23 protein-coding genes are annotated in these 26,987 nt (G+C 65.3%); 4 read left to right on the forward strand and 19 right to left on the reverse strand.

Features of this window, described 5'->3' with window-relative positions; all coding sequences use genetic code 11:
• Positions 1–131 precede the first annotated feature (131 nt).
• From IEX78_RS12570 to clpB, 9 genes are all read right to left on the reverse strand, one after another.
• Positions 132–803: a TrmH family RNA methyltransferase gene (locus tag IEX78_RS12570; protein ID WP_188829078.1), complete on the reverse strand. Its 672-nt coding sequence runs from the start codon at positions 801–803 to the stop codon at positions 132–134.
• Positions 804–831: 28 nt separating this feature from the next.
• Complete coding sequence (locus IEX78_RS12575) at positions 832–1,176, reverse strand: DUF4190 domain-containing protein (RefSeq protein WP_188829079.1); 345 nt, start codon at positions 1,174–1,176, stop codon at positions 832–834.
• Between the two features lie 146 nt (positions 1,177–1,322).
• On the reverse strand, positions 1,323–2,291 hold the full coding sequence (locus IEX78_RS12580; protein ID WP_188829080.1) for an alpha/beta fold hydrolase: 969 nt from the start codon (positions 2,289–2,291) through the stop codon (positions 1,323–1,325).
• Between the two features lie 37 nt (positions 2,292–2,328).
• Positions 2,329–3,027: a lysoplasmalogenase family protein gene (locus tag IEX78_RS12585; RefSeq protein WP_188829081.1), complete on the reverse strand. Its 699-nt coding sequence runs from the start codon at positions 3,025–3,027 to the stop codon at positions 2,329–2,331.
• 72 nt (positions 3,028–3,099) lie between these two features.
• Positions 3,100–4,158, reverse strand: a complete 1,059-nt coding sequence (locus IEX78_RS12590) for a beta-ketoacyl-ACP synthase 3 (RefSeq protein WP_188829082.1) — start codon at positions 4,156–4,158, stop codon at positions 3,100–3,102.
• A 69-nt stretch (positions 4,159–4,227) separates the two neighbouring features.
• Positions 4,228–4,791, reverse strand: coding sequence for an orotate phosphoribosyltransferase (gene pyrE / locus IEX78_RS12595; protein ID WP_188829083.1), 564 nt, complete (start codon positions 4,789–4,791; stop codon positions 4,228–4,230).
• Positions 4,792–4,850: 59 nt separating this feature from the next.
• Positions 4,851–5,972: a TtfA family protein gene (locus tag IEX78_RS12600; RefSeq protein WP_229683910.1), complete on the reverse strand. Its 1,122-nt coding sequence runs from the start codon at positions 5,970–5,972 to the stop codon at positions 4,851–4,853.
• Between the two features lie 68 nt (positions 5,973–6,040).
• Positions 6,041–6,850 (reverse strand): DUF5666 domain-containing protein, encoded by an 810-nt coding sequence (locus tag IEX78_RS12605; protein WP_188829084.1) that lies wholly within the window; start codon positions 6,848–6,850, stop codon positions 6,041–6,043.
• Positions 6,851–6,915: 65 nt separating this feature from the next.
• Positions 6,916–9,486: an ATP-dependent chaperone ClpB gene (gene clpB / locus IEX78_RS12610; RefSeq protein WP_188829085.1), complete on the reverse strand. Its 2,571-nt coding sequence runs from the start codon at positions 9,484–9,486 to the stop codon at positions 6,916–6,918.
• 248 nt (positions 9,487–9,734) lie between these two features.
• Between clpB and IEX78_RS12615 the strand changes: the two genes are divergently transcribed.
• A complete protein-coding gene (locus IEX78_RS12615) occupies positions 9,735–10,721 on the forward strand; it encodes an NADP-dependent oxidoreductase (RefSeq protein ID WP_188829086.1) in 987 nt (328 codons plus the stop codon).
• On the opposite strand, the gene IEX78_RS12620 is transcribed toward IEX78_RS12615, so the two are convergent.
• The 7 genes from IEX78_RS12620 to dnaK form a co-directional block, all read right to left on the reverse strand.
• The gene (locus IEX78_RS12620; RefSeq protein ID WP_229683911.1) at positions 10,718–11,476 is read right to left on the reverse strand and encodes an FAD-binding oxidoreductase; all 759 of its coding nucleotides are present in this window, start codon (positions 11,474–11,476) and stop codon (positions 10,718–10,720) included. The genes IEX78_RS12615 and IEX78_RS12620 overlap by 4 nt on opposite strands.
• Positions 11,477–11,493: 17 nt before the next feature.
• On the reverse strand, positions 11,494–12,654 hold the full coding sequence (locus IEX78_RS12625) for an FAD-binding oxidoreductase (RefSeq protein ID WP_188829087.1): 1,161 nt from the start codon (positions 12,652–12,654) through the stop codon (positions 11,494–11,496).
• Between the two features lie 135 nt (positions 12,655–12,789).
• Positions 12,790–13,959 carry an FAD-binding oxidoreductase gene (locus IEX78_RS12630; RefSeq protein ID WP_188829088.1) on the reverse strand — a complete coding sequence of 390 codons (1,170 nt, stop codon included), beginning with the start codon at positions 13,957–13,959 and terminating at the stop codon, positions 12,790–12,792.
• A 602-nt stretch (positions 13,960–14,561) separates the two neighbouring features.
• Positions 14,562–14,963, reverse strand: a complete 402-nt coding sequence (locus IEX78_RS12635) for a heat shock protein transcriptional repressor HspR (protein ID WP_188829089.1) — start codon at positions 14,961–14,963, stop codon at positions 14,562–14,564.
• Positions 14,963–16,141: a molecular chaperone DnaJ gene (gene dnaJ / locus IEX78_RS12640; RefSeq protein ID WP_188829090.1), complete on the reverse strand. Its 1,179-nt coding sequence runs from the start codon at positions 16,139–16,141 to the stop codon at positions 14,963–14,965. The genes IEX78_RS12635 and dnaJ overlap by 1 nt, the downstream gene beginning before the upstream one ends.
• A gap of 24 nt (positions 16,142–16,165) precedes the next feature.
• Complete coding sequence (gene grpE / locus IEX78_RS12645; protein ID WP_188829091.1) at positions 16,166–16,762, reverse strand: nucleotide exchange factor GrpE; 597 nt, start codon at positions 16,760–16,762, stop codon at positions 16,166–16,168.
• Positions 16,759–18,621 (reverse strand): molecular chaperone DnaK, encoded by a 1,863-nt coding sequence (dnaK, locus tag IEX78_RS12650; RefSeq protein ID WP_188829092.1) that lies wholly within the window; start codon positions 18,619–18,621, stop codon positions 16,759–16,761. The genes grpE and dnaK overlap by 4 nt, the downstream gene beginning before the upstream one ends.
• A 337-nt stretch (positions 18,622–18,958) precedes the next feature.
• Between dnaK and IEX78_RS12655 the strand changes: the two genes are divergently transcribed.
• The 3 genes from IEX78_RS12655 to IEX78_RS12665 all read left to right on the forward strand — a co-directional run bounded on the left by IEX78_RS12655 (position 18,959) and on the right by IEX78_RS12665 (position 19,910).
• Entirely contained in the window at positions 18,959–19,207 is a 249-nt protein-coding gene (locus IEX78_RS12655; protein ID WP_188829093.1) for a hypothetical protein, read from the forward strand.
• 86 nt (positions 19,208–19,293) lie between these two features.
• Positions 19,294–19,632, forward strand: a complete 339-nt coding sequence (locus IEX78_RS12660) for a type II toxin-antitoxin system RelE/ParE family toxin (RefSeq protein ID WP_188829094.1) — start codon at positions 19,294–19,296, stop codon at positions 19,630–19,632.
• Positions 19,632–19,910 carry a helix-turn-helix domain-containing protein gene (locus tag IEX78_RS12665; protein WP_188829095.1) on the forward strand — a complete coding sequence of 93 codons (279 nt, stop codon included), beginning with the start codon at positions 19,632–19,634 and terminating at the stop codon, positions 19,908–19,910. Before IEX78_RS12660 ends, IEX78_RS12665 begins: the two co-directional genes overlap by 1 nt.
• Here IEX78_RS12665 and IEX78_RS12670 read toward each other — a convergent pair.
• From IEX78_RS12670 to IEX78_RS12680, 3 genes are all read right to left on the reverse strand, one after another.
• Positions 19,907–21,613, reverse strand: coding sequence for a dynamin family protein (locus tag IEX78_RS12670; protein ID WP_188829096.1), 1,707 nt, complete (start codon positions 21,611–21,613; stop codon positions 19,907–19,909). The genes IEX78_RS12665 and IEX78_RS12670 overlap by 4 nt on opposite strands.
• A 2-nt stretch (positions 21,614–21,615) precedes the next feature.
• Positions 21,616–25,314, reverse strand: a complete 3,699-nt coding sequence (locus tag IEX78_RS12675) for an IniB N-terminal domain-containing protein (RefSeq protein WP_188829097.1) — start codon at positions 25,312–25,314, stop codon at positions 21,616–21,618.
• 149 nt (positions 25,315–25,463) lie between these two features.
• The gene (locus IEX78_RS12680) at positions 25,464–26,987 is read right to left on the reverse strand and encodes a dynamin family protein (protein ID WP_229683912.1); all 1,524 of its coding nucleotides are present in this window, start codon (positions 26,985–26,987) and stop codon (positions 25,464–25,466) included.

Below are 26,987 nucleotides of genomic sequence, written 5' to 3' on the forward strand. Positions count from 1 at the left end.
ATCCGGTGCGATCAGTGAAAGGTGGGCGCCGGCCCCCGCGCGAGCTCATTGCTCCATGGTGCCAGCTGTTGACGGGTTCCCGCGGCCGATCCGTTACCAATTCGCGGCCGAACAGATCACATTCTTGTGTTTTACCAGGCCAGCGAGAGGTCGCCGTGCTGGCGAATCCACGCGTGCATCGCGATTCCGGCGGCGACACCGGCGTTGATGCTGCGCGTTGAACCGAATTGGGCGATCGAAACAGTAAGTGCCGCAGCCGTTTTCGCGTCTTCGCTCACGCCGGGGCCCTCTTGGCCGAACAGCAGGAGGCAGTTGCGTGGGAGGTCTGCGGTTTCGATCGGGACCGAGCCGGGCACGTTGTCGACGGCGACAACCTCAAGACCGTTCGTCTCGGCGTATTCGCGTAGCTCGGCGAGGTCGGCGTGATGGACGAGGTGCTGGTAGCGGTCGGTGACCATCGCGCCGCGTCGATTCCAGCGGCGTTTGCCGACGATGTGGACCGCCGCCGCAGCGAACGCGTTGGCGGTGCGCACGACCGTGCCGATGTTGGCGTCATGGCCGAAGTTCTCAATGGCGACATGGAACGGGAAGCGGCGGGCGTCGATGTCGGCGACGATCGCCTCGCGCTTCCAGTAGCGGTAGGCGTCGACGACGTTGCGGCGGTCGCCTTCGGCGAGCAGCTCAGGGTCGTAGCGCTCGTCGGTTGGCGGCTCGGTGCCGTATTCCTCGGCCCACGGCCCGACCCCATAGGGATGTTCACCCCACTCGGTGGGGCCCGCCGCGATCTCACTCGACTCAGTCACCCGGCAATCTTAGGTGTGAGCCTGAGCGTCAGTACGTGCTGGTGCTCGACGACGACAACATGAAAACGACGAAGATCACCCAGACGATGCCAGCGAGGATGCCAAGTACCAGGAAGATCGTGCCGATGATGCCCATGATGTAGCCGGCTTGGGCGGAGCCCCGTCCGCCGAGCGCGCCGTTGGACGCGTCGATCTCGTTGAGCACGCCCTTGCCCTTCGCCCATGCGAACGGGGCGATGAACTGGCAAAGGACAAGGCCGAGGATGCCGAGCACGAGTGCGGTTGTCGCACCGTCAGCTTCGCGCTGCGGGTACCCGTAGGGCTGCTGCCCATACGGCTGATAGGGCTGCTGCGGGTACTCAGGTTGGCTCATGCGCATGATGGTAACGGTTGGGACGCTTGGACGTTGGGTCGTAATTGGGTCGCATCGGTATCGAGGTCTGGCGCGCTGGGTTCGCCGCGCGGGGGTGTAATTCCGGGCGCGGCTGTGGGTCGCGGTGGGGAGGTTGGTCTGGCGGGTCAGCCCTGTTCGCGCATCGGCTCCGGTTGGCCGACTGGTTTCGCGCCCGGGGTTGGGAGTGCCACGATGGGGCGACCCCGGCGTAGGGTTCGTTGCCAACGTAGGGGGTCGAAGATGGCCGGTTCGGTTTCGGCGATGAACTCGTTGACCGTCTTCACGAAGCGGTCGGGATCGAAGTGGTGCGGGAAATGTCCTGCGCCAGCGAAGATTTCGATACGACTGCCCGGGAAAGCGCGGTGGGCGCGGTTCGCGTGACCCGACGGGATCACGGTGTCGCGGGTGCCGCCGATCACCAGCGTTGGCAGGTGGGCGGCGAGGTAGCCGCGATCGAGCATCGTGATGGTTTGGCCGCGACGGTCGGCGGCGGCGCGGATGGTGCGAAGAAACGCGTTGCGCGCGCCTTCTTCGGCCAAGTGGCCGTAGAGGCTGAGGACGTATTCAGCGTCGGGTCCGAGCCCAAAACCGCCGAGCCCCTTCACAATTGGAATCGACGCCTTCACCGCCGTACGCACCGGCCACGACGTGATGGCCATGAGCGCCGGGCCCGCGCCAGCGAGGGTGGCGAGTCGGAACGCCGGGTGCACGCCAGCGCCCATGCCCGCCGGACACACGAGGACGATGCGTTCGACGCGCTCAGGGAACTGGTAGGCGAACTGCATCGCCACTCCCCCACCGAGCGAATGGCCGACGATGGTGATGCGGTCGATGCCGAGCACGCTGAGTAGGTCGCGCATGCCGTTGGCGTAAGCGGCGACGGCGTAGTCGGCACGTGGTTTCGCCGATTCGCCGTGGCCGAGGAGGTCGGGGGCGATGACGGTGAAGTGTTCGGCGAGGGCATCGAAGACCGGCAGCCAGGTGGCTGAACTGTCGGTGATGCCGTGGACCAGCAGCAGCGGAGGGCCAGTACCGGCCATCCTGAAGGCGCGCCGGTAGCCGTGTACCTCGATGAACCGCACATCCCCGCTCATCTTTAAGAGAATGCGCGCCCGGTGTTGCCCTCGGTTCTCACCCAGGTAAGCGTCGTGTGACGCCAGCCATCATGAGGTATTGCGCGGCGGCGTAGGTGGTGAGAATGAACCCTTCGGCGACGCGTTTTTGCTGGTCGGTGCGCGCGAAGAGCCTGCGGGCGACGATGGTCGCGTCGGAGATGGTGAACAGGAGCGCACCAACCCCGAGCCAGGTTTGCGGGTCACGCGTTGGGACGACGAGCCCCGCGATCACCCGTGGGGATGGGTGCGCGAGTTTCGGGTCGGATGCGAGAGTTGCGGCGGTGCCCAAGGTCAGGCCGTAAAGGCTTAACGGGACCGCCAGGTTGGGGGCCTTCGCGCGCAATAAGCCCGCCGCGCCCAACCAGGCGAGTACGCGCGGGACGGCGACCTGCGCGCGTGGGCGGCCACCTCGACGCGCCCACAGCGTCGAATACCCGGTCTGCATCACCGCGAACGAGGACGCGCCCGCGACTAGGCGGCGGTCGTCATCGGGGTCGAGCAGCAGCACGTCGCCGACGGTCGCCGCCGCGAGTGAGCCGAGCGCGATCCGACGCTCGGCCGTTGGCAACTCGGCTTTCGCGACCTCAACCGCGAGCAGGGGCATGAGCAGTGGTTTCGCAACCTGCTGCCACCGATCGCGGCCAGTCACCGCACCCGCGACAGTCACCGCAGCGGCGGCGACATACGCGAGCCGAATCGCCCCGAACCCGCTCACGCCGCAACCCGATCAGCGGCTGCGACGCGAAGTCTTACGACGCGCAACGGTCGGCGGCGCACTCGTCGCTGCTCAGAAGCTGGTTTCGGACGGGGCCGGGGGCAGGACTACGACCTGGCCCGCGTAGCTCAAACCCGCGCCGAAGCCGAGCAACAAAGCCAGCTGGCCGCCCTTTGCCTTGCCCGTCACCAACATTTCTTCCATCGCAAGCGGGATCGACGCGGCCGACGTGTTGCCGGTGTTCTCGATGTCGTTCGCCATCGGGATGTTGTCGGCGAGGCCGAGGTTCTTCTTCATCAGCTCGTTGATGCGCGCGTTGGCCTGGTGCGGGATGAACACCTCGATGTCTTCTTTCGCGACACCGGAAGCGTCCAACGCGGCCGAAAGGGCGCGCGGCAACGTGACGGCGGCCCAACGGAAAACCTTCGGGCCTTCCATGCGCAGCGACATCTGACCAACCGGCTCAACAGCCGGGTCGGTGCCCTGCAATTCCTGGGCGCGCGTCTGGAACGCCTGGAAATCGAGGTTCTGGGCGATCGCTTCGGCGTTTTCGCCGTCGCTACCCCACACCGTCGGCGAGATGCCGTTTTCCTCGGCGGGACCAACAACGACAGCGCCAGCGCCATCGCCGAAGATCATCGCGGTGCCACGGTCGGACTTGTCGAGGCCGACGGTCATCGTCTCGGCACCGATGACCAGCACGTAGTCGGCCGAACCGGCGCGAATGAGGTCGGCGGCAACACCAAGTCCGTAGCCGAAGCCACCGCAACCGGAGGTGAGGTCGAACGCGGCGACCCCGTTGAGCCCAAGGTCAGACGCCACGCTCGGCGCACCGTGCGGGGTGAGCTTGAGCCACGACGACGTGCACAGGATGACCGCGCCGATCAAGGTGGGATCGATCGGTGTGTTCTTGAGGGCGCGCTCACCTGCGGCGGCAGCGATCGACCGGATCGTTTCGTCGCCACTGATCCAGCGACGGTTGTTGATGCCAGTGCGTTCGAAAATCCACTCGGGCGTGGAATCGAGCAGTTCACACACTTCGGCGTTGCTCACGACACGCTGGGGGCGGTAGGCACCGATCCCGAGCATCGCGACATTCTCACGACCCTTATTTACTGCAATGCTCACCACAGGTGACTCACACGTCCTCGTTGAAATTCCGGCTGACCACAATGTCTGCCGGTCTTGGCGGTGTTCAGGCTAGCTCAGGGCGAGATCATCCAGGCCCAGGATGGAACGATATTCCAGACCTTCTTCGGCGATCACCTGGTCAGCGCCGGTTTCGCGATCGACGACGGTAGCGACGCCAACAACGATCGCGCCCGCGTCCCGCAACGCGCGCACCGCGGTGAGCGGCGAGTTGCCGGTGGTTGTGGTGTCTTCGACGACGAGAACGCGCTTACCGACGATGTCTGGGCCCTCGATTTGGCGCTGCATTCCGTGCGCTTTGGCGGCCTTGCGGACGACGAACGCGTCGATCGGACGGCCCGGCGCGTGCATGACGGCCATCGCGACCGGGTCGGCACCCATCGTGAGCCCGCCGACGGCGTCGAAGTCCCAGTCAGCGACTAGCTCGCGCAGCAGCGAACCGATGAGCGGGGCAGCCTGGTGGTGCAGCGTGGCGCGGCGCAGGTCGACGTAGTAGTCGGCTTCCTTGCCCGAAGACAGCGTCACTTTGCCGTGCACGACCGCGAGCTCGCGCACGAGCGCGGCCAGTCGGTCGCGATCGGCGGTGGTGAGCGCCTGACGTGCCTGGTCGATCATGTGGTCCCTTTCGCGTGCGTTGAAGACTCCGATTCACGCAAAAGGATACGGCGTAGCGGTTACTTCGGAACCGGACCCTGGTACGGGCGGAAGCCGGGGTGGAATGGGCCGCCGGGTGCCTCTGTGGAATCGGAGGAATCCTCGGCTTCTTGGGCGGCTACCGGACGCGGGCGCGTTGGCTCGACGCGCGGACGCGGCTCTGGCACGACGGCGAGCGACGGCCGACGTGACGGTTCAGCCCGACGACGCGGCTCGGGGATCGGCTCGACGTAATCGGGATCGTCGAGATCGGGATCGAAATCGTCGGGCAGGCCGTCGGTGCCGCGCATCTTGAAGTCGCGCTCGCTGAACCCACCGCGACGGGTGTCGGCTTCTATGCGGGCGACGGCGAGGTCTTCGACATCCTCATCGTCGGGGCCGGTGAAGCGCGACGGGTCGTGCAGGTCGCCGCGCCGCGGGGTCGGGATGCGGCCAGCGGCGAAGTCGCTCTGCGGGCGGAACTCGATGTCATCGAACTCGGCGCTATCGGCGCTATCGCCGGATTCCGTTGCCGCCGAACGCGATTCGTTCTCGGTGACCGGCGGAAGCACGTGCAGCAGGCCCGAAAGGCGAAGCACCGCATCGATCGCGGCTTCCCAATCCTTGGCATTGCTGCCACCGCCAAGCATGCCGAGCGTCCAGTTGCCTTCGCTCCACAGCATCTGCACGTTGTCGGAAAGACCCTCGATGAACCCGACCATCCGCTGGTCGACAGCGTGGCGCGCCACCTCGGTGTCGGTCGCGAAAACAACGCGATCACCAATGGCACCAAGCAGTTCGAGGTCGTGGTCCTTCGGCGGCGCCGCGGTCTTGAGGCGCATGTCGATGTCGATTTCCGACCCGATCTGGCGACGGACCGCAACCAGCGTCGCGGCGTCTTCCAGATCGAAGAGCACGAACTTCTCGCCCTTGCGAATGCCGGAAACCACGTCGACAGCCGACAGGTAACCGAGCTTGGCGAGCGCGCCACGACGCCACGTCGAAGCGAGCGCAGGCTCAACCGAAACGTAGGTGTAGCCCTGGGACTTCGCCCAAACCTGGCGCGCGTGTCCGGTGCGCTGGCGTTGGACCCGATCGAAATACAGCAGTACGACCGCACCAACAAGCGCGATCGCCGCCAAGCCGAACCACATAGCAGTCATCGTCGCCTAGCCTATCCAGCCGTCGCCCCGATTGCCCGGTAGAAACCGGACTTCGGTGCGTGGGTCGCTCATCGGGGGCCGCCCGGCAACGCCGTCGAGATGATGATCTTGGCGTGGACCGACCCGTCTGGGTTTTTGTCGCCCTGCACCATAACCATGTCGCCGACGGGCAGGTCGGCCGCCTTCGTTGTGGTTAGCGAGATCACTTGCGTACCACTATCAATGAGGACACGCACGGTCGACCCGCCGAGCGAGGCCAACGAGATTTCGGAACCGGTGTTGGACTCGATCGTGCCCATTGTGGTGCCGGAGTCGTCGGTGCCGCCGAGTCCGGGGATGCCACCGAGCCCGGGCAGGCCGCTTGTGCTGGGCGAACTCTTCGGCGTTGTGGGCACGATGCTCGGGAAAAGCCCAGCCTGAGTGGTTGTAGTCGTCGAACCCGACGCGGTGCCATCGCTTGACCCGCCGCTGAACATCAGACCCGCAGCCACGCCAACGACACCGATGAGCGCGAGCACGCCGATGCCGAGCAGGATCCAGAGCCCAGTGTTGCGCTTGCGTTTGGGCGGCTGTTGCGGGGGCTGATCCTGCGGGCCGTAATGCGGCGGCTGCTGACCGTAGGCAGGCTGGCCGTAACCCGGCTGGACATAATCCTGCGGCGGTGGCTGCTGACCTGGGTAGCCGGTCTCGTACCCACCCCACTGCGCCTCATGCGGCGGCAATGCCTGGGTTGGGTTCGACGGCTGACCCCACTGGTCGAAATTGCTGTCACCGTAGGGCGCGGTGTGCTCGACGCCAGGCGAACCCAGCCGTTCAGTCGGCTGCTCCCCACCGGTAGGGCCGTGTTGCCCAACCCACGGATCGTTTGGGTTCGTCATGAGCCCCACCCTACCGACAGCGCGGTGCGTTTTTCTGGGCTTGCACGCACCGCGCTGTCGCGAAACTAGGCCGTGACGGCTTCGCGGCCGAGCACCAACTTGTCGTTGGCGTTGTCGACGTCGACCTTCACGGTGTCGCCGTCGGCGATCGCGCCGGACAGCAGTTCCTTGGCGAGGCTGTCGCCAATGGCCTGCTGAATGAGCCTGCGCAGCGGGCGCGCGCCGTAGGCGGGTTCGTATCCGCGAATGGCGAGCCATTCCTTCGCCTCGGTCGTGACGTCGAGCGTCAGGCGACGTTGCGAAAGCCGCTTCTGCAAACCGCGCAGGTTGATGTCGACGATCGACTCCAACTGCTTGGCGTCGAGCGCGTGGAACATCACCACGTCGTCGAGCCGGTTCAAGAACTCCGGCTTGAACGCGCGCCGCACCGCTTCCATCACCTGTTCCTTGTCGCCACCGGCACCGAGGTTGGAGGTGAGGATGAGGATGGTGTTGCGGAAGTCGACCGTGCGGCCCTGGCTGTCGGTGAGTCGACCTTCGTCGAGCACCTGCAGCAGGATGTCGAACACGTCCGGGTGTGCCTTTTCGATCTCGTCGAAGAGAACAACCGAATAGGGCCGTCGCCGAACAGCTTCGGTGAGCTGACCGCCCTGGTCGTAGCCGACGTAGCCGGGAGGCGCACCGACGAGTCGCGCGACCGCGTGCTTCTCGCTGTACTCGCTCATGTCGATGCGGACCATCGCGCGCTCGTCGGCAAAAAGGAAGTCCGCCAACGACTTTGCGAGTTCGGTCTTACCAACGCCGGTCGGGCCGACAAACATGAACGAGCCCGTCGGACGGTTCGGATCGGCGACGCCAGCGCGCGCACGACGCACCGCGTCCGACACCGCGCGCACCGCTTCCTCTTGTCCAACAACACGTCCCGCGACCTCGGTCTCCATCCGAAGCAGCTTGGCCGTCTCGCCTTCCATCATGCGACCGACCGGCACGCCCGTCCACGCCGAAACGACGTCGGCGATGTCGTCGGGAGTGACCTCTTCGTTGAGCATCACGTCACCGTCGGATGCTGCACCGCTTGCCTTTTCGGCGTCAGCGAGCTGCTTTTCCAGCGCGGGGATCTTGCCGTAGCGCAGCTCGGCCGCCTTGCCAAGGTCGCCGTCGCGCTCGGCACGGTCGGACGCGCCGCGCAACGCTTCGAGCTGTTCCTTGAGACCGCGCACGCCTTCGATCGCGTTCTTCTCGTTCTGCCAGCGCGTGGTGAGCTGGTTGAGCTTCTCGCGGTCGTCGGCCAGTTCTTGGCGCAATTTCTCCAAGCGCTGCTTCGAGCCTTCGTCGGTCTCCTTTTCCAGCGCCATTTCCTCAATCTCAAGGCGACGGACCGCTCGCTCGATTTCATCGATTTCGACTGGGCGAGAATCGATTTCCATCCGAAGCCGCGACGCCGATTCGTCGATCAGGTCAATCGCCTTGTCGGGCAGGAAGCGCGACGTGATGTAGCGGTCCGACAGCGTAGCCGCCGCAACAAGCGCGGAGTCGGTGATGCGCACGCCGTGGTGCACCTCGTAGCGCTCCTTGATGCCGCGCAGGATCTGGATGGTGTCGGGCACCGACGGCTCGCCCACCATGACCTGCTGGAATCGACGTTCGAGCGCGGCGTCCTTTTCGATGTACTTGCGGTACTCGTCCAACGTCGTCGCGCCGACAAGGCGCAGCTCACCGCGCGCGAGCAGCGGCTTGATCATGTTGCCAGCGTCCATCGCCGAGTCGCCGGTACCGCCAGCGCCGACGATGGTGTGCAGCTCATCGATAAACGTAATGATCTCGCCCGCACTGTTTTTGATGTCGTCGAGCACGGCCTTAAGCCGCTCCTCGAACTCACCTCGGTACTTCGCGCCAGCGACCATCGCGCCAAGGTCGAGCGAGATGACCTTCTTGTTGCGCAGCGACTCGGGCACGTCACCCTCGACGATGCGGCGCGCGAGACCTTCAACGATGGCGGTCTTGCCAACGCCGGGCTCGCCGATGAGCACCGGGTTGTTCTTCGTGCGACGCGAAAGTACTTGCACCACACGGCGAATCTCGGTGTCGCGACCGATGACGGGGTCGAGCTTGCCGTCGCGGGCGGCTTGGGTGAGGTCGGTTGAATACTTTTCCAGCGCTTGATAACTCGCTTCGGGATCGGGGGTGGTGACCCGCGCGCTGCCGCGCACCTTTTGGAACGCGTCGCGCAGGGCTTCGGGGGTCGCGCCGTTCGCGCGCAGCAGCTTGGCAACATCGGAGTCGCCCTCGGCCAGGCCAACGAGCAGGTTCTCGGTTGAGACGTACTCGTCGCCGAGTTCGGTCGCGAGCTTCTGCGCGGCGGTGATCGCGGCGAGCGACTCGCGCGACAGCTGCGGTTGGGTTGACGCGCCGGTCGCGCGCGGGAGTTTGTCGACCATGTCGTTGGCCGTGCGCGCGATCGCGGCCGGGTCGACGCCGATCGCCTTGAGCAGCGGCGACGCGACACCGTCGGTCTGATCGAGCAACGCCACCAGCAAGTGCGCCGGACGGATCTCCGGGTTACCCGCGGCGGATGCGGCCTGCAAGGCGGCGGTGAGCGCGGCCTGCGTCTTGGTGGTGGGATTGAACGAATCCACAAATCCTCCGTAATTCCAGTTGAGCGCTGATGCGCTCGATTCGCCCACGGCTGGGCCAGGTTTCGTTTAGTCCAACGCCAACAGAGTTGAGTCTGTTCCGCTCAATTCTGTCGAACCCTCAGCAGTTTTCGTGACGCTGCTCACGGTACGCTCGCGCGACACCCGCGAAGAGGTCCAATCGCGGCATGTCGGAGCAAGTGCGCCCTAAGATTGCTTGCCGACCCACCCAACCCATCAAGGAGCGACCCATGCGGGCGATCGTGGTCCAAAGCTTCGGCGCGCGTCCCGAACTCGCCGACATGCCAGAGCCGGAGCCGGGGCCGGGTGAGGTTCAGGTCGCGCTCGACGCGGCCGGGGTGAATCCGTTCGACCTCAAGCTGGCCGACGGAATGCTCGCGAAGACGCTGCCGACGGATTTTCCGATGATCCTTGGCGTTGATGGGGCTGGCAAGGTCGCCAAGGTGGGCGACGGCGTGACGAAGTTCGCGGTTGGCGATCGCGTTGTCGGCAAGTTCCTGGGTCGTCCTGCGGGACATGGCAGTTGGGCGCAGTACTCAACCGCGCCCGCAGATTCGCTGGTGCCGATTCCCGAGGAAATCACGTTTACGGCAGCGGCGGCGTTGCCGATCGCGGGGCTCACCGCACAGGATCTTGTTGACGCGGCGGGGATCAAACCGAATCAGACCGTGCTTATCGTTGGCGCGACGGGCGGCGTCGGTTCGTTCCTCGTGCAGCTCGCCAACATCGCTGGCGCGAAGGTGATCGCGACCGCGCGCGAAGACGCCGCCGACCAGATGGCGCGACTCGGTGCCGACGAGACGATCGACTACACGATCGTGCGCGGCGACGACCCGAACTTCAACGACCCCGACCCGTCACTTCGCGTTGACTCGCGTGTTGTCGACGCGGTGCGATTCACCCACCCCGACGGCATTGACGTGCTTTTCGACTTGGTAAGTGGCCCAAAGGCTTTCGCCGAACATGCGACCTTGGTGAAGCGCGGCGGTCACGCGTATTCGACGGTGTGGGCGGCCGACGACCTCGCGTTGCGCGAGCACGACATCACCGGCGGCAACTTCGAATCAAAGGGTGGCCCAACGGAATTGGCGCGACTGCTCGCGCGGGTCGCTTCGGGCGACGTTGTTGTGCCGATCGAGGCGACGGTTCCGCTGGAAGCTGGCCCCCTCGCGCTGGGTGGAGATGGCGCGCGAGGGAAGACCGTCTTCGCGATTTAGGCGCCTTCGGCGGTGACGTTCTCCGGCGGTGTGCCGTTCTCCAACAGCACGGCCACCGTCGCGCGGACCATGCCGGGTGAACCGCAGACCATGAGCTGCTGATTCAGGTAAGGGCCATGTGCGGCAACGACTTCCGGTAGGCGGCCGTGCAACAGCTGTTCTGGTGGGAAGCCGATGTCGACGCGCGTTTGTTCGTGCCACGGGTCCGGGGTTGGCGGGTCGTACGGGGCCTCAACGACAGGAAGTACTGTCAGCCAAGGCAATTCGGCCGCAAGCAGGAACAGCATGTCGGCGGCGTAGAGGTCGCGCGGGTACTTCGCACCGATGAAAAGATAAGTGCGGGGCGGGGTTTCGCGACGCGACAGTTGGAGGATCTGCGCGCGCAACGGCGCTAGGCCCGTGCCGCCCGCGATGAGAACCACCTCGGGTGCGGTGGGGTCGACCGCGAAAACGCCACGCGGCGAACTGATTCGCCACTGATCGCCCTCCTGGGTTTCGGCGACAATCGACCCCGAAACCCAGCCGCCCGGCACCGTTCGCACGTGAAATTCCAACTTGCCGTCGAGCGAGGGCGGCAGCGCGGGCGATAACCTGCGGCGCACGCCAGGATGCTGCGGTACCTCAACCTCCACCGAACCGCCGGGCGCGAACGGCACGAAGTCGCCGATGAGGCGAACGACGGCGAGGTCGTTGCGCAGGCGGTGGTGGCCGACGACGGTGGCTGTCCACGCGGGGTCGGGCAGGGCGTTGTTCACAGGCGAACCTCTTTGGCTCAGCCGACCGGGTCGGCACTGATGAGTGCGGTTGGGGTGCCAGCGCGGATGAGGGCCCTGCGCGTTTGGCTGATCATTTCCGGCGACCCGGCGATCTGAATCTGCCGGTCCGCCCACGAACCAAAACTCGTGACGACCGCGCCCAGGTTGCCGACGATCCGGCGGTGCATGCCGAGCGGCTGTTCGCCCGCATCCTGCGGATACCACCACGGGTTGGTCGGCTCGGCGCTGACGGTGACGATCGACAGCCACGGATTCGACTGCGAAAGCTGCCACATGTTGTTCGCGTCGTACAGGTCGCCCGGGTAGCGGCCACCGATGAAGAAATGCACGCGCGGGTTGATGCCGCGCTGACTCATCTCGATGAGCTGGGCGCGCAGCGGCGCGATGCCGGTGCCCGAACCGATGAACAGCACGTCGCGTTTGGATTCGCGGTCGACCTGAAGGCCACCGAGCGGGCCCGCGATCTTCCACCGGTCGCCAACCTGGGTGTCGTTGACAATCGCCGGGCTGACCCAACCTCCGCTGATACGGCGAATGTGGAACTCGATCTCGCCATACGGATTGGCTGGGATCGCCGGGGAAAAGTAGCGCCACATATTCGGTCGTTGCGGCACCTGCACGGGCACGTACTGGCCAGCTTTGAACGGGATCGGTGAATCGGCTTGTAGGCGGATGATCGCTAGGTCGTCGAGCACGCGACGATGACCGACGACCGTCGCGCCCCAGTAGGGCTGCGATTTGTCTTCGTTCGCGCCAATGGCCATCGACGCCGAAACCAGGATGGTGACGTCGCTCCAGCCTTCGTGCAGCTCCCGGGTCCACCGCAGGCCGTGAAAGGTGCGCAGTCCAGCGAGCAGCGCTCGGCCAGCGAGGTCGTAGTGGTCGGCTTCGACCCCGTACTTGCGGTGGTCGCGCGCGAGTTGCTCAAGGAAGCGTTGTGCCTTCTCAAACTCTTCCAAATGGTCGACGACATACGCGAGCGCACTGGTGAGCCGCTTGGGCTGCATGTCCATCGCGGGTGGAAAAACGGCACGTAACCCGGGGTTTTCCGCGAATAGGTGACCATAAAACGCACTGATCAGCCGCTCGGGGCCGCCAGGTGAGTCGGCGATCCCCCGTAGGTCGGCGCGGACCAGCGCAAGCGAACGCGCATCCACGTCGTCAAGCTCCCTTTCGTCGGATTGCTAGAAGGTGGCCTAGTCATGCGAGCAGACCACGCCCCAGTATCCCCCGAAACCCGCCAGTACGTGCGCGGATGCGCGTTAGCTCACGTGGCGAGAACTGGTTGCGGGCTAAAACAGCGGATCGTGGCGAATGGATTTCGCCTGCGTTCCCGCCGCCATGAGGCGGAACTTTGTTGTCTGAACCATTGACGGGGAGCCCACAATCTGCACGTCGCGGTCGGCCCACGAGCCGTAGCTGGCGACGACCTTGCCGATCTGGCCGGTCATGCGGGGTTCGAGGCTGCTCAGGTCGGGTTTCGGGCCGCCGTCATCGAAGTACCACCACGGGTTGTCGTCATGTTCGCTGACCGGGGTGACGGTGAGCCACTTGTTGGCTTCGGCGAGCTGGTTGAGGACAGCGAGGTCGTATAGGTCGCACGGGTGGTGACCGCCGACGAAAAGGTGAACCTTCGGGTTGACCCTGCGCTGCGCCATCGACATGAGCTGCGCGCGTAGTGGCGCGATGCCGGTGCCGCACGCGATCATGAGCATCTTGCGCTTGGCATTGCGGGGAACGCCGAGGCCGCCGAGTGGGGAGCCGACCAACCACTGGTCGCCAACCTGGGTATGGGCGACCATCGCCGGGCTGACCCAACCGCCCATCACGCTGCGCACGTGAAATTCGATCTCGCCGTGCTCATTCGCGGGGTTGGCCGGGGAGAGGTAACGCCACATGCGTGGCCGCGCGGGAATCTGGACGCTGACGTACTGGCCAGCGGCGTACTCCATCGGCTGATCGAGCTTGATCCGAACGATCGAGAGGTTGCGCAGAATCTCGCGCCGCTCAAGCACTCTCGCCGTCCAGCATGCCGGTGTTGTTTCCTTTTCGGCCGCGCTGATCATGGCACCGCTGATGGTGGCGAGGCCCTCATCCCATGCCATCGCGACTTCGTCGGACCACATCTCGGTACCGGCGAACTGTTGCAACGCCGACTTCAGCGAATTGGCAACGGCCACATAGTGCGACGGCTGCACGCCGTACTTGCGATGGTCGCGCCCGAGTTGAGCGAGGAAGGGCAGCAGCTTGTCTGGCTCTTCAAGGCGGTCGAGTGCATAAGAGATGGCCCCGACGAGGCGGTCGCGCTGGGAATCCATGGCGGCGGGAAAATAGTCTCGAACGCCCGGATAGTCGGTGAACAGGATTGAGTAGAACGACCTGGATAGCCGTTCGGACCCACCGTCTTCCGCAGCGACCGCCTTGAACGTAGTTCGGATCAGGGCGATAGTGCGCGAATCCATATGTGTCACAACCTCGTTTCGCCATGGAACGCTCTTCGCGCCGGCGAGTGACGGGCTGGCCCCAACCTAGAAGGAAGCTCGTCAGCAGCCGATGGGAGCGAGTCTAGGTCAGGTTTGCCAGCTTCGGAATCGTACTCTTAAACATCACAGATGTAATTCGTGAATATGGCAGTACCGCCCGGTATGTAACCGTGGAAACAAACTTTGAGACTGTTAATTCCAGCGTAATTACCCCTCGCTAGGGTGAGATAAATCGGTGAGATTTCCCAGTTGGTGACCAATTGCCCTGGTGGCGGGGCACTTCCGCGTGTAGGTCGGCTACGGCAGTTCACTCGCAGGGTGGGCACCCGCGCACCAACAGCTCACGAGGTCAGTGAACATGCGGTGCTTCACTCGTTACCTCGGGCAACACTTTTAGCACACTCACAGCAACCATTCGCCCGGTGTGAAACGCAAAAGTGCACCTCAGTGGCCCGTTTCGTAGTCACACGAACTGGGCAACGCGAATAAGTGAGTTGCTGGACGGTCACCGGAAAACGAAAGGCCCCTTGCTTTCGCGCTGAACGCGAGAAAGCAAGGGGCCCTTCACCTTCAGCTTCGACCTAGCGACGGTGGCGCGGTTTCCACACCACAAGCGCGGTACTGCGCTGCGGCGGGGACATATCGGGTCGAAAACCCGCCTGCAACCGCTCAACCTCGGCCGCCAACTCACCAACACGCTGCTGTAGCGCCTCAACCTGATTGGTGAGTTCGATGATGCGTTTGATGCCAGCCAAATTGACGCCCTCGTCCTGCGAAAGGCGCTGCACCTCACGGAGCAGCTCCACATCGCGGGCCGAATACCTTCGACCGCCACCCGAAGTACGTTGCGGAGTGACCAGCCCGAGCCGGTCATAGGTACGCAACGTCTGCGCGTGCATACCAGCGAGCTGGGCGGCGACCGAAATCATGAAGACATCGGCCCGCCCCGCCGCTCCCGACGTGGGCTTCGGATCGTCAGCCATCAAGCGCCCGCCCAACCCGATCGCGGATCGTACCCGGCCGCCTTCTCGGCTTCCTGGTACTTCTTGAGGGCTTCGGTTGCTTCGGCGTCGAGCGATTGCGGCACAGCCACTTTCACCGTGACAAGCAGGTCGCCCGCACCGCCAGCGGCACCGCGCTTTGGCACACCACGTCCGCGCACCCGCAACGTGCGACCGTCGGCAGTGCCCGGGGGCACCTTCACACCGACGCGCCCGTCGAGGGTAGGCACGGAAACCGTTGTGCCAAGCACCAATTCGCTGTAGCTCACCGGAAGGACAAGGGTGAGGTCGTCGCCTTGACGGCCGAACACCTTGTCCTGGCTCACGTGCACCGTGACGAACAGGTCGCCCGAAGGCGCACCGCGCAAACCCGCTTCGCCTTGCCCGGCTAGGCGGATCTTCTGGCCGTCGCTCACGCCCGGTGGAATGCGGACAGTGATGGTGCGCGTGCGGTTTTGGATACCGGTGCCCGAGCAATCGGTGCACGGATCGTCGATGATCGAGCCGGTGCCACGGCAGTCGTCGCACGGCTCGCTAAAGCCGAACGCGCCCTGGTTCCGGTTGACCACACCAGCGCCATTGCAATGCGGACACACGCGCGGGCTGGTGCCCGGCTTCGCGCCGCTGCCGTGGCAGGTGGTGCACGGCGACGGCGACGTCATCCGCAATGGCACCGTGACACCTTGCGCGGCCTCGCGGAACCCGAGTGTTGTCTCGGTCTCCACATCCGAACCGCGCCGCGGGCGCGTCGCCGCCCGTCCCCCGCCACTGCGGTTGAACAGGCCGCCGAACAGGTCGCCGAGACCACCATCGCCAGCTCCGGCTTGACCGAAGATGTCGTTGATGTTGAATTCCTGCGAGAAACCACCGCCGCCACCAGGCGAAAAGCCGCCGCCGCGCCCGTAACCACCAGCCCCGCCACCCGCGAAGAGGCGACGGGTCTCGTCGTACTCCTTGCGCTTGGCCGGGTCGGAAAGCACCGCGTTGGCTTCGCTGACCGTCTTGAACCGCTCCTCGGCCTTGGTGTCGCCCGGGTTGGAATCCGGGTGCAGGTCGCGAGCGAGTTTGCGGTAGGCCTTCTTAATCTCGTCCGGCGTCGCCGTCGACGAGACGCCCAGCTCCTTGTAGAAGTCCTTCTCGATCCACTCCCGTTGGCTCACCGGGCGTCTCCTCCTTTCGAACTGTTATTCGCTTGGCGTGGCATCTTGATCCGATGCCTCCACCGCGTCGGCATCGGTGACGCCGACCAGCGCGTGCCGAAGCACCCGGTCGCCGAACCGATACCCCTTGCGCATGACCAGGCCGAGCACCGGGTCGCTGCCGGAACCCTCGTGCTGCACAGCCTCATGCAGCGCGGGGTCGAACGGGTCGCCGACGGCACCGAACTCGGTCAAACCCTGCTTGGTGAGGGCGGTTTCGAGCTTGTCGGCAACCGACTTGAGCGGACCGTTCTCCAGATCGCCGTGCGCACGCGCCCGGTCGAGGTCGTCGAGCACGCCGAGCAGCTCGGTGACAACCTGCGCCTTGGCCGTCTCAATATTGGCCTGACGATCGCGTTCAACGCGACGCCGGTAGTTGGCGTATTCGGCGGTCAACCGTTGCAGGTCGGCGGTGCGCTCGGCGAGTTCGTCGTGCTCAGGTGCTTCGCTCTTGCTCGCATCGGCTTTGGCTGCATCGGCCTTGGTCGCATCGTCAGCCGGGGTTGGCTCCTCGGGCGCGCCGGGAGCCGTGTCCGCGACGATGTCGTCGAGCAACTCCTCGCCGGAGTTGGGCTCACTCACTTCTTGTCGCTCGGATCGTCGACGACCTCGGCATCAACAACCTGGTCATCGTCGGCCTGGGCCGAACCGTTGCCAGCGGCACCGGTCTGCGCGTCCTGCGCGGCCTGCGACTCGTAGATGGCCTGGCCGACCTTCTGCGACTCGGTCGCGAGCTTCTCAACAGCGGTCTTGATCGCGGCGATATCGGTGCCCTCAAGCGCCAACTTCGCCTCGGCGACCGCGTTTTCGGCCTGTGCGAGCAGATCCGCGCTCACCTGCGCGCCACCCTCGGACAGCTTCTGCTCGCTGATGAACTTCTCGGTCTGGTGCACGAGCGACTCGGCCTGGTTGCGGGTCTCGGCCTCTTCGCGACGCGCCTTGTCGTCGGCGGCGTGCGCCTCAGCGTCGGCGACCATGCGATCGATCTCTTCCTTGGACAGGCCGGAACCGTCCTGGATCTTGATCGTGTTTTCCTTGCCGGTACCCTTGTCCTTGGCCGTGACGTGCACGATGCCGTTGGCGTCGATGTCGAAGGTGACCTCGATCTGCGGCACGCCGCGCGGGGCAGGCGGGATGCCGGTGAGCTCGAACGAACCGAGCAGCTTGTTGTGCGAAGCGATTTCGCGCTCGCCCTGGAACACCTGGATCTGCACCGACGGCTGGTTGTCGTCGGCCGTGGTGAAGGTTTCCGAACGCTTGGTCGGGATGGTGGTGTTGCGCTCGATGAGCTTGGTCATCACGCCACCCTTGGTCTCAATGCCGAGGGAAAGCGGGGTGACGTCGAGGAGCAGCACGTCCTTGACCTCGCCCTTGAGCACGCCAGCCTGCAGCGCGGCACCAACAGCGACGACCTCGTCCGGGTTAACGCCCTTGTTGGGCTCCTGACCACCGGTCAGTTCCTTGACCAGCTCAGACACCGCGGGCATACGGGTTGAACCACCGACGAGAACGACGTGGTCGATGTCGGAGACCTTGATGCCAGCGTCCTTGATGACCGACTGGAACGGCGCACGGGTGCGGTCGAGCAGGTCGGAGGTGATCTTCTGGAACTCCGAGCGGGTGAGCTGCTCGTCGAGGAACAACGGGTTCTTGTCCGCGTCGACGGTGATGTAGGGCAGGTTGATCGAGGTGGACTGGCTCGAGCTGAGCTCGATCTTGGCCTTCTCAGCAGCCTCACGCAGGCGCTGCATTGCCATCTTGTCCTTGGTCAGATCAATGCCGGTCTGCGCCTTGAACTTATCGACGAGCCACGAGACGATGCGCTCGTCCCAGTCGTCGCCACCGAGGTGGTTGTCGCCGGAGGTCGCGCGGACCTCAACGACGCCCTCGCCGATTTCAAGCAGCGAAACGTCGAAGGTGCCGCCGCCGAGGTCGAAGACCAGGATGGTCTGCTCTTTGTCGCCCTTGTCGAGGCCGTACGCGAGCGCGGCCGCGGTGGGCTCGTTGACGATGCGCAGGACGTTCAGGCCAGCGATCTGGCCCGCTTCCTTGGTGGCCTGACGCTGTGCGTCTTCGAAGTAGGCGGGGACGGTGATGACCGCGTCGGTGATTTCCTCGCCAAGGTAGGCCTCAGCATCGCGCTTGAGCTTCATCAGCGTGCGCGCCGAGATTTCCTGCGGCGTGTACTTCTTGTCGTCGATCTCGACGTTCCAGTCGGTGCCGACGTGGCGCTTCACCGAGCGGATAGTGCGGTCGACGTTCGTGACGGCCTGGTTCTTGGCTGGCTGGCCGACCAGCACCTCGCCGTTCTTCGCGAAGGCGACGACCGACGGCGTTGTGCGCGAACCTTCGGAGTTCGCGACGACGACCGGCTCACCACCTTCGAGTACGGCGACAACAGAGTTCGTGGTCCCGAGGTCGATTCCGACCGCACGAGCCATAGTGGTTCCTCCTGTTTTGACTTAAACCAATGTGGGTGCGAGAGCGCCCGTTTCGGACCGCCCTCCGCAACGCTGAGCGTGGTCGGCTCAATCCTGCACCCGAAAGTCTTCGGAGTCAACCAGAACTTGAGTCTAAGACGCTCATGTTGATGTCTGGCACAACCAACGCTCGCGGCGATTCATTCCCGCGCAAGCCATTGTTGCTTCGGATGCGCTCAATAACACTCGGCGACACCACATCGTGATCGACTGCGGACTGATGGTTGTCGATCCGCAACCCCCACTTTCGGGGGCACCGACGCGCGTTGCGGTGCGATAGCGTCGAAGGATGATGACTATGGGTAACGGTTGGAAGCGTTCACTCGTCGCGGGAGCGGTTGTCGCTGGCGCAGTACTGGGCCCGGTCGCGACCGCATCGGCGGATTCAGGCACGGTTATTGCCAACGATGGGTGCACGTTCTCGTCGGTCGGCGGATCGTGCAGCGACCCGGGACCGGTTGGGCACGCGCTCATCGCGTTGCGCGCGTTCGCGGTGAGTTTGGGCTGGGGAACGGGGATCACGTCGGGGACGGCGTACTTCATTTAGGTTGAGGAAAGTCCCGCTGACCTTGATGGTTGGCGGGATTTTCGCTTCGGCGGAACATCTATATCGAATTTTGTATACTTGCCAGTGTGAAGCGACTTGAGTTCGTCGGCTCAGCGCTGGATGACTTGCGTAACTTCCCGGTCTCGGCTCGGCGGGAATGCGGTTACCAACTTGACCGGGTGCAAAACGGGCTGGATCCGACCGACTGGCGACCGATGCGCAGCGTCGGTATTGGGGTTGCCGAGATTCGAGTGCGCGACGAATCTGGCGCCTTCCGAGTCTTGTACGTGGCGAAACTCGCCGACAGAGTGCTTGTGCTGCACTGCTTCCAGAAGAAGACTCAGAAGACATCAGATTCCGACCTCACCCTCGCGAGCAAGCGCTACGCGCAGGTTGGTGTCGCAAGCAGGAAAGGAACGGGCTGATGACGAACGAGTCGTTCGACAGCGTGTGGGATGCCATCGAAGATACGCCGCAGGCAGCCGAGAACATGCGGCTGCGCTCATTGCTCATGATGGCGCTCACTAATCACATCCAGAATGCGGGGTGGACCCAGTCAACTGCTGCTCAAAGACTCGGTGTTACTCAGCCCCGAGTCTCGGATCTGACCCGTGGCAAAATCGAACTCTTCGGCCTGGACTCGCTCGTGAACATGGTTGCGGCGGCAGGGTTGCACGTCGAGTTGAGCGTTCGGGCGGCCTAAACGCGCACTTCGGACGGGGCTTCGAGGTGGGCGGTTGCGTACGTGCGTAGTTCGGCCACTGCGGCGAGTTGGGATTCCAATGCCGCGATTCGAGCGGTGCGGTGGGTTGTTCGCGTTGTGGCCGCGTCCGAGGCGGCGCGCAACGAGTCTTCGATTGAGCGGAAAGTGCGTTCGGCGACGCCCGCGTAGTGGTCGCGGAGGGTGCGGTGAATTCGGTGCATGCGGTCCTTGCCGTCCTTCGCGGCCTGGAACGCGACATCGTCAAGGAAGCGGCGAATCGCCTGTTTCGCTTCGGCGCGGCGGCGGGCGAGGCGGGCCTGTTTGTCGTCGCGGTACGCCTTGCCGCCAACGAGCAGGCCAGCACCCAGCGAGATTGGGTTGAGCATCGCTAGGCCAGCGAAGGTGGTCGCGAGGCCGACCATCAGCACGCCGCCGTACGAACCACGCATGCCGACAAGCATTTTCGAGACAAGGCCGATGTCGGGTTCGAGGTCGGCGATGGTTGGTTGCTTGTTGAGTGCGTCGGCCGCTGGCAGTTCGACGGTGCTCATCGCCTGAAAGTGCTCGGCTATTTGGTCGGCGAGCAGGTCGGCGCGGGTGTGGGCGTAGAGCAGGTTGTCGCCTAGGGCGGAATCGACTGTGCTGCTTAGCCATTCGGTAACGGCTGGCCAGTGGCGACCGGGGTCGTGGGTGTCGATCCACTCGTCGCCTTCGCGGGCAATGGTGCGGAGGCGTTCGCGTAGGTCGTGGTCGACGTCGCCGATGAGGTCGGTGATGCCGTCTGCGAGGGTTTGTTGCCAGGTCGCGGTGCGGCGTTGGAGGTCCTGGGCAGTGGATTTGGCGAGGTGGAGTTCATTCACGGCCGCGTCGGCGGATTTGGGATCGCGGAGGGCTACCAGTTCACTACCGACTTTCAGCGCCAAATGTTCTGCCGCGCTGTGTAATTCGCGCGCTACTGCGGATCTCGCGGCCCTGTCGCCCTGGTTGATTACCTCGCGCAGGAAGTCGAACAGTTGCGGGAAGCCGGATTCCGCGCCCAACTGCGGGTCTTGGAACCGCATTGCGTGCTTGCGCAGGTGCGCGGAGATGGGGATGAGCGTTGTTTGCGTGCGGGTGCGATTCGCGGCTTCGACCTGACGCCAGTGCGGGTAAAGGTCGGTTTTCGTGAGCAAAATCGCTGTGCTTGAAGTGAATTCGCTTGCTTGGCGCAGGAAGGCGAGTTCGGGGGCGGTCAGCTCGGTTGACGCGTCGGTGACGAAGAGGATCGCGTCGGCGGTGCTGACCAGCTCAAGCGCGCCGACGGTTGAGCCCGCCGCACCGAGGCCGGGGGTGTCGATGAGGACGATGCCGTCTTTGAGGAGGTCGCTGGGGTAGCCCAGGTCGATTCGGGTTGCTTGGTCGCGGGTTATTGTCGCGATGGATTTGATTTCTCGTTCGCCGATCGCGGTGAAAGCTGTTGGAGCGTAAGCGAGTTCGATTGGCACCGTTGTTGTTGCACCATCACCTACCGGGCACAGGTCGACATTGAGTAGCGCGTTGATGAAGCTACTTTTGCCCTGGCCGACCTGGCCAGCGACCACGATGCGGCGGCGCGGGTCGCGAACCCGGTCGCCCGCCTGGGTGAGGCGGGCGACCAGGTCCGCTCGGCCAGCAGCTGTGGCTGCGGCGATGGTGTCGTCGAGGACGGCGAGCAACGTGTCCACGGTTAGTGGATGAGGCCGTGATCGGGGACGTCGTGGGGCTCTGGGTGTGTTTCGGTTTCGGTGAACAGGCTGGTGTGGGTGTCGGTCGGCTGGAACGCGGCGTGGGGTTCGTGGGTGAGACCGGGGCCGAAGACGCTGTCGACGTCGACTGCCGACCAGGCTTCGCCGTGGTGGTCGGCTGGGGTGACGTCGACGTGGGCGGGGGCGGCGGTGAAAGCTTGGGCGAGGCCGGTTGGTGCGGGGGCTTCGACTGCGGGGGCTTGGGTGACGGGTGTTGTTGTGCCCAAGGAAGTTTCCAATCCGGTTGCGGGGGTGGGCGCTGCGGGGCCGCCTGCTGCTGTCGCGGAGGCGGGGATGTTGGATGCCACTGCGGATAGGTCGGATGTCGCGGTGAGGGCCGCGTTGGCCCCGGTTGTTGCGGTGAGGCCCGCGGTGGCCGCCGCGTTCATGGCTGCCGCTGCTGCGGAGGTATCGAGGTCGCTGATGACGGCTGCTCCGGCGCCCAGGCCGGGGGTTGCGGTCGCGAAGGATGTTGACGCCTCGACCGCCCCGGTTGCTGCGGTGAGTGCGGAGCCTACCGTCGCGTTCAGGGCGGCTGAGGTGTTGAGGCCGCTCGTAAAAGCGGCGTCGGCGTTCAGACCGGATGTAGCGGCCGCAGTGAGGGGCGAAGATGCTGTGGTCGCGAAGGATGTTGACGCGTCGACCGCCGCGTTCGCTGCCGTCGTTGCGGCGAGGGCGGGGGTTGCTGCGGCGTTCAGGGCGGCGTCGAGGCCGCTCGTGACAGCGGCGCCAGCGTTCAGGCCCGAGGTCGCGGTGAGGGGCGAAGATGCTGCGGTTGCGAGGGATATTGACGCGTCGACCGCCGCGTTCGCTGCCGTCGTTGCGGCGAGGGCGGGGGTTGCCGTCGTTGTCAGGGCTGAGGCGGCGGCCGCGTCGAAGCTGGTCATGACTGGCGTCCCAATGTTCAGGCCAGAGGTCGCGGTTGCGGCGATGTCTGAAGATGCTGCGGTTGCGAAGGCCGCTGACGCGTTGACTGCCGCGTTCGCCCCAGTTGCTGCGGCGAGGGCGGTTGTTGCCGTCGCGTTCACAGCGGTGTCGAGGCCGCTCGTGGCGGTCGTTCCGGTGTTCAGGCCGGATATCGCGGTTGCGGCTATGTCCGCAGATCCTGCGCTTGCGAGGCCCGTTGATGCGCCGACTGCCGCGTTCGCGCCAGTTGCCGCGGCGAGGGCGGTTGTTGCCGTCGCGTTCACAGCGGTGTCGAGGCCGCTCGTGGCGGTCGTTCCGGCGTTCAGGCCGGAGGTCGCGGTGAAGGCCGATGAAAGGTCCGTGGGGAGGCTCGCTGCCGAGCTCAGGGGCTGTGCGGCTGCGGCGCCTACTAAGGCGAGTTCTGGGGCGAAGGCCGCGTCCAGTGCGGTGCCCAAGTTGGCGGCGACGCCTGCGGTTGCGTCGGATGCGAGCGCCGAAGTGAGGTTGGCGGTCGAGGCAAGCGCCGCGACATTCGCGCCAAGTCCTGCCGCTACACCTGCGTTGGCGAAGTTATCCACAGTCGTCCCGAGGGCGCCGGTGGAGAGTTCAGTCGCGGCCAACGTTGCGGAGTTATCCACAGCCGCACCCAGATTCGCGGGCGTGGTTATCCCCAAGGCTGCCGTCGTTGCGCCGTTCGCCGCCGCGGCGAGGTCGAGGTTGCTGGCGAGGTTCGTGGCGTCAACCGCAGGAGTCGCGGCCAGTTGAGTGGCGAAGTCGAGGGCGGAATTCGCGCCGCCAAGGGCGCCCAGGCTGTGGGCCGCACCGCTGGCCGCCGCCCCGAAATCGGTTGCGAAGTCGGCTGTAGACGTCGCGTCTACGCCAGCGGCCAGGGGCGTCGTCAGGTCGACTATCGAATTCGTGGCAGCGCCAGCGTCGATCGCCGATGTAGCGCTGGTTGCCAACCCGAGCGCGGCATCGGTTCCCGCCTCGACCCCTGTGCTCAAATCGGCCGCGGTGTTGAGCACCGATGACGCGGTCAGGCCCGCCGTCGCAGAGGTTGCGAGGTCGAGGGCGGAGTCGGCTGCGCCGTTCAGGCCAAGCGTCGACGACAGACCCAAACCGGTTGCGGCGCCCGACACCGCACCGAGGTCCGCTTCGAGCTGGACTGGAACGTCGGGTGCCGAAATCGCACCAGCACCGGCGGCAAGCTCGGCACCCAGGTCGAGTGCCGAATTCGCATCGACAGTGGAAGCAAGTTGGGTGCCGACGTCGAGCGCCGTGGCTACATCGGCGTCCAACTCGGTGCCGAGATTGGTTGCAAAGTTGACGGCCGTGTCAGTTCCGCTGGCGAGGACGGCAGTTGCGGCCGCTCCCCCGGCAACGTTCGCCCCAACCGTTGCGGCCACGTCCCCGACCAGCTGAGCCCCCGCGGTCGCGGCCAAGTCGGTGCCCAACGTTGCTGCCGCGCCCAGGTCGGAGGTTGCATCGACCGCGCCGACAGTGGCTGCAGGCACGTCCCCCGTCAGCTGACTCCCCGCAGTCGCAGCGAGGTCGGCACCTGCAGTCGCCGCCGAGTGAAGGGCCGCAGTTGCGTCGACGGCGGCGTCGGGCGCTGCCGGCCCGGCGAGCTGCGTTCCCGCAGTCGCAGCCAACTCGGTGCCCAACGTTGCGGCGGTGTCCAAGGCGGCGGTCGCGTCGATCGCGCCTACGGCTCCTGCTGTGGTAGCCACATCTCCAACCAGCTGCGTTCCCGCAGTCGCAGCCAACTCGGTGCCCAGCGTTGCGGCCGCACCCAAGGCGGCGGTCGCGTCCATCGCACCTACGGCTCCCGTTGTAGCAGCCACATCTCCAGCCAGCTGAGTTGTCGCAATTGCGGCGAGCTCGGCGCCCACGGTTGCGGCCGCACCAACGGGCGCCGTTGCGTCGACGGCGGTGGCGGTTCCTGCCGCCCCGACGAGCTGAGTTGCAGTGTTCGCGGCCAAGTCCGTTCCCACCGTTGCGGCGGCTCCCGTTGTGGCAGCCAACCCTCCAACCAGCTGGCTCGCTGTGGTTGCGGTGAGGTCGGCGGCCACAGTTGCGGCCGTGCCCACGGCGGCCGTTGCGTCGCCCGCGCCTGCGGTGCCAACTGCTGCGGATACGTCCCCAATCAGCTGACTTCCTGCGGTCGTAGCCAGGTCGGCGCCCACAGTCGCGGCTGCACCGAGGGCCGCAGTCGCGTCTATAGCTGCGGCCCCGACCAGCTGACTTGCTGCTGTTGCGGCCAAGTCGGTGCCCAATGTTGCTGCCGCGCCAGCAGCGGCGGTCGCGTCCACTGCGCCCGCCGTGCCCACTGCTGCGGACACGTCCCCGGCCAGCTGGGTTGCTGCGGTCGCAGCGATGTTGGTGCCGAAGGTTGCGGCCGTGTCCAAGGCGGCGGTTGCGTCGGTGTCGACGGCTATATCTCCGGTGAGGTCTGTTGCTGCGGTCGCGGTGAGGGCGGTGTCGACTGTCGCTTCTACCGCTGCCGCTGCGGCTGCCGGGGTCGCCAAGCTTGCCGCTAGTAACGGCTGTAGGGCCGGGGTGCCGGACAAGCCCGCTGCTGCCGCTACCGTCGGGAGGAGGGTTGCGATTTCGGTTGGGGACACGGCTATTTCGGCCGTGCACAATGCCGCGTGCGGGCTCGCGCAATAGTTTGCTGCAGCCGCCGGGTCGCGCAGTAAGTTCAGGATGAATTCAAGGATCGCGGTAGGGCTCATGCTCGGAAATCAGCTCCTCAGGCACGTCAATTCACGGATTCACGCTGGGGCCTTGCGAGTGTTGTAAAAAGCTAGTCCCATTTGCCAACGGATTCGTTACGACTCTCGGCAGAAAAACTTCGCAGGTCACGATCCGGTTTCCACGCAACTCACGACGTTAGCTGGGTGAGTGCTCCCTCAGCGCTGCGTGCGGCGGTCAAACATGCCGTCGCCGTTGCTTTGTCGATGAGCGGGTGTTTGGCACGGGCGCGCCACTTTCGCACGGCCGTCATCGCCTGCTCACGCAACGCGGCTTCGTCAGCGTCGTCGGGCAGACCAAGGCGTCGATGCACCGCGACTCCAGCACCGCCGATCAGGCGGAAAAGTTCGGCCAATTCTGCTGGGGGAAGCGGCAATTCGTCGGCACGGAGGTGACCGAGCAACCGCAGTTCGGCGAAACCATGTACGTCCGAAAGCAATTCGCGGATTCGCGGTAAGAGAGCGTCGGCCGAGGTGCCGGGATGCGCGCGGATCACGCGGTCGAGCGTCGTGAGCGCCGAGTGCGCTTTGAGTTGGTCGGCGCGCTGACCGAATTGAACGTCGAGGACGGTCCGCAACTCGTCAATTCCACTGCGGGAAGACAGTTCTCGCGCGAGCGCTGCCGCGTCGCGCACGCCCGAGCGGACCAGTTCGACCGACATCCGCACGCCGAACATGCCAAACCGGTCGAGCAACTGCGCGCGCATCATCGGCGCGACGGGCAGAACGACGTCGGGGCGGGCGAATCGGTCGGCCGAGAGCATCGCGAGTTCGAGGTGCTCGGCGGGCAGTCGCGCCAGCGTTTCGAACGCGACGAACTCCGGCTGCGACAGCGTCGCCGCCGCGAACGCGAGCAGGCCAGCCACCGGAATCACCGCCTGGCACAAGCCGGTTCGTTCGAGTTCCGTGGAGAATCGCGTTGCGACTTCGCGGGCGGAATTGAGGGCGTTGATGCGACCCGCGCTGATTTCGTCGGCGCGCGAAACCACTCCGACAACGCCGAGCGCGCCCGAGCCTGCGCCGAGTTGTTCGAGGAAGTGCACGTCGGTGGCGTCGAGGCGGCGCAAGAGGTAGACGACGGCGTCGGCGCCGGGGACCGTCATCGCGGCGGCGTCGAGGTCGGCGGGGGTAAGCAGGGCCATCGTGCGCTCGGAGACGTCGCGGGAGAGCGACGACGTGCCGGGGGTGTCGATGATGGTTGTCTTGGCGAGCTCGGCCGTTGGCCACTGCACTTCGAGGTGGCTGACGGTGTGCTGGCCGGGTGGGGTCCAGCGCAGGTCGGCCATGTCGAAGGTGAGGCCGTGCGCGCCCGCCCCTCTGCGGACAACGACGTTCGCCGAGGCGTTGTCAGCAGAGTAGGCAGTGACGGTCGGTGTTTGGCCATTGCGGTACCAGGTGACGACGCGCGTGCACTCGGTGGCATCGGTGGGCGCGACGCTCTGGCCGACTAAGGCGTTGAGCAGCGTCGATTTGCCCGCTTTGATCGAACCAGCGAGCGCGACACGCAACGGCTGACGCAGCCGCGCGGCGGTTTCAGCGAGCATCGCGCGGGCAACCGGGTCGCGATCGAGCTCTCGCGTGGCCGCGGCGACAAGTCGCGTCGCCTCAGCAAGGCCGCCGATGGTGGCGCGCGCGGGGTCCAAGCTGGTGTCCAC

Source organism: Nocardia camponoti, from assembly GCF_014646135.1.
Classification (GTDB): Bacteria; Actinomycetota; Actinomycetes; order Mycobacteriales; family Mycobacteriaceae; genus Nocardia; species Nocardia camponoti.